A 2,907-nucleotide genomic window follows, 5' to 3' on the forward strand; every position below is an offset into this window, starting at 1 on the left:
CTTCGCCAGCCATCTGGTCGATGGCGGCGCCTCGCTCCGGGCGGTGCAGGAAATGCTCGGGCACGCCGATATATCTACTACACAGATTTACACCCAGTTGAATCGGTCTTACTTGAAGTCTGTGCATGTAGAATTCCATCCGCGTGAGAGGAAAAGCCGTGAAAGCCGCCGCTAATGGTCCCGCCTTGTTGGTCCCGCCGCCGACCGTCCGCCTGACCCACCCATCTAAGAACTGTATCGCGCTCTACGACGAAGTCGGCAACGCTACCGGCCTGGTGCTGGGTGTCCCCGGCTGGCAGGACACCATCGTCTTCAAGTTCCAGAAAATGGACGACCTCTTCAAGATCACGCATCGCCACAAGCTGGATTTCATTCTGATCAGCGTCGACAAGAGCCTGAACGAGGCGATCAAGCTGGTCCGGCAGATCGAATCGCAGCTGTCGCTGGCAACCGCACCGTCGATTATCTACCAGAAAAATCCGACCCGCGAACAGATCAAGCAGGGGCTCGCGTCGTCGGCGGACGACTATATCTGGGGCGAATGGGACGGCGAGATCTTTCAACTGCGCGTCAAGATGATTCGCGAACGCACCCAGCGCGATATCGGCGTCAATCCAACCTCCCAGTTGCCCGGGCCGATTCTGATCGAGCAGGAGATTAATCACCGACTGGCGACGCATCAGGAATTTGCGGTCTGTTACCTTGACATTGACAACTTCAAAGCCTACAACGATTATCGCGGCTACGTCTATGGCGACCGCACGATCCGGCTGGTCGCGCATATCATTCGCGACGTCGTCGCCGACCTGTCGCCGGCCAGTTTTGTCGGTCACATCGGTGGCGACGATTTCATGTTCCTGCTGCCGGTGGCGCACGTCGATCCGGTCTGCTCGAACATCGTGAAGATCTATGACCGCATCATCCCATCGCGATACGAGGAAGATGACCGCAATCGCGGGCAAATCGTCTCGGTCAATCGTCGCGGTGAGCGGGAAGTCTATCCACTCATGACGATCTCGATCGCGGTGCTGATTGCCAACAGCACCTTCACCCACTTGGGCGAAATGTCTCACATGCTCGCCGATCTCAAGAGCTACATCAAATCCCTCTCCGGCTCGAACTACGTCATCGAACGCCGCAAGAAGTACTAACGCCGGCAAAAACCAGTGCCAGTGCCCCACCACTTGCGCAGCGTCCCGAGGCACGAGGGATTGCGCCGGGTTGGAGCAGTAGTAGGGCAGGTCTCGGTTTCTGTCTCTGACATTCGCAACCCTCCGCGCCAGTGACCTGCCGCGATTCTTCATCTCCATCAATTTCCACGTCCAATCCACCGTAGGGGCTGGCTCTGCCAAAGTGTGACGTGCGCCACCGCCGAGAACTTCGCTCCGTCATCTCTTCTCGCGCGCGGCGACTTGACGCATTCATTCCCGCCTCCTTGGGAATGACGCCAACTCCCCTCTCCCTCTGGAAGAGGGGGCGGGGGTGAGGGTGCGTGCCTAACCTTTGCCGATATCCCGCCCTACCTGATCTTCTCCAACAACTGCCGTGCCGGGGCAAAATTCGGGTCAAGCCGCAGGATCGTCTCCAGTTCAACGCGCGCAGAATCGGGAAAATTCGAGCGCACGAACAGCACCGCCAGATTCAATCGCGCCTGATTGAGCGATGGATCCAGCCGCAAAGCTTGTGCGTAGGCGCTCCGCGCCGCTCTCAGATCGCTCTTCTCAAAGAGCAGGTTGGCGAAATTGGCATGACCGATCGCATACTCCGGCGCAGCGGCCGTGCCGGCAGCAAGCACGGCCAGCGCCTCGTCGCCGCGATTGCTCTTGAGCAGGAAATTCGCAAGACCATTATAGAGTGGACCGTAGTTCTCAACGGCCGCTATTCCGTCGCGATAAGCCTGCTCACAGCGGGCAGTCTCGCCGCCCCGGTCGTAAAGCTCGGCGAGATTGACATAAACCTGCGCCAACTTCGGATTGACCGACCGCGATCGCGTCAGGTAATGCTCGGCGCTGTCAAGTTGGTTGACGTTGAGAAAGAGCAAGCCCAGGTTGGCAAGAATATCCGCCGCGTTCGGCTTGGCGCGCAATCCCTGCTGGTATGCCTGATACGCGCCGGCAAAATCGTCCCGGCGCGCCAGGGCGTACCCGAGATTGTTGAACGCCTCCGGTATCGGCTGATACTTCAGGGCCTCCCGATATTCACCGATGGCCTCGTCCAGTCGACCCTGTTTCTCAAACACGAGACCGCGCTGATAATGATATTGCCCCGACGTGTCATAGCCAAGATCGAAGGGCCGAAGATTCAGCAGCGCCAACAACACGGCGAAGGCCGCGATCAGCCCGATCGCCTCGCGCCTGCGCTCCATCATCGCATCCAATATCCGGCTGAACGCGAACGCGGCGAAGATCAAAAAGAGCACAATTACCGCCAGCCGATGTCGCGCGGTCACGAGGAACAAAACGATCGTGGGAGTATATCCAAGCAGGAACAAGTAGATCGGCGCCAACTTGCGACGCTCCGGCCAGGCGAGGAGAAGGCCGATCAAAGCCAACGGCGCGACCACCCCGAAGGGAAACTTGACGCCCCGATCGAAGATGAGTGTCTGCAGAATCGGTGAATTCTCAGAGAACCGGTAGATGTCGGCTTGATCGGAATTCTCGAAGCCGGAGAAGAGATACACGATCCGCTTGCCGGTCAACGCCAGAAAGTTGGCCGGATGCTCAAAGACCCACTTCCAGCCTTTGTCGTTCCAGTAACTGGAAATCTCCGACGGCCTGAGCGGACGGCCTTGATCGTGCCGCGCATAGCTGTCCGTCGTATCGACAAACTCCGACCAAGGGATCGACAAATCAAGCCTGATTTCCGGCATCACCATCGTCAGCCCGTCCGCTTCGGGATTATTGCCGA

General features: G+C 58.4%; 3 protein-coding genes. 2 read left to right on the forward strand and 1 reads right to left on the reverse strand.

Translation table 11 applies throughout. The features are described 5' to 3' along the window. Together IT585_13065 and IT585_13070 are read left to right on the forward strand one after the other, a co-directional pair. The coding region (locus IT585_13065) for a tyrosine-type recombinase/integrase (GenBank protein ID MCC6964176.1) at positions 1–175 on the forward strand (175 nt) is incomplete at its 5' end. After that, on the forward strand, positions 159–1,151 hold the full coding sequence (locus IT585_13070) for a GGDEF domain-containing protein (protein ID MCC6964177.1): 993 nt from the start codon (positions 159–161) through the stop codon (positions 1,149–1,151). The genes IT585_13065 and IT585_13070, both read left to right, overlap by 17 nt. A 368-nt stretch (positions 1,152–1,519) precedes the next feature. On the opposite strand, the gene IT585_13075 is transcribed toward IT585_13070, so the two are convergent. Then, positions 1,520–2,907, reverse strand: a 1,388-nt coding sequence (locus IT585_13075) for a tetratricopeptide repeat protein (protein ID MCC6964178.1), incomplete at its 5' end; no start/stop codon positions are given.

Source organism: Candidatus Zixiibacteriota bacterium (assembly GCA_020853795.1).
Lineage (GTDB): Bacteria > Zixibacteria > MSB-5A5 > CAIYYT01 > CAIYYT01 > JADJGC01.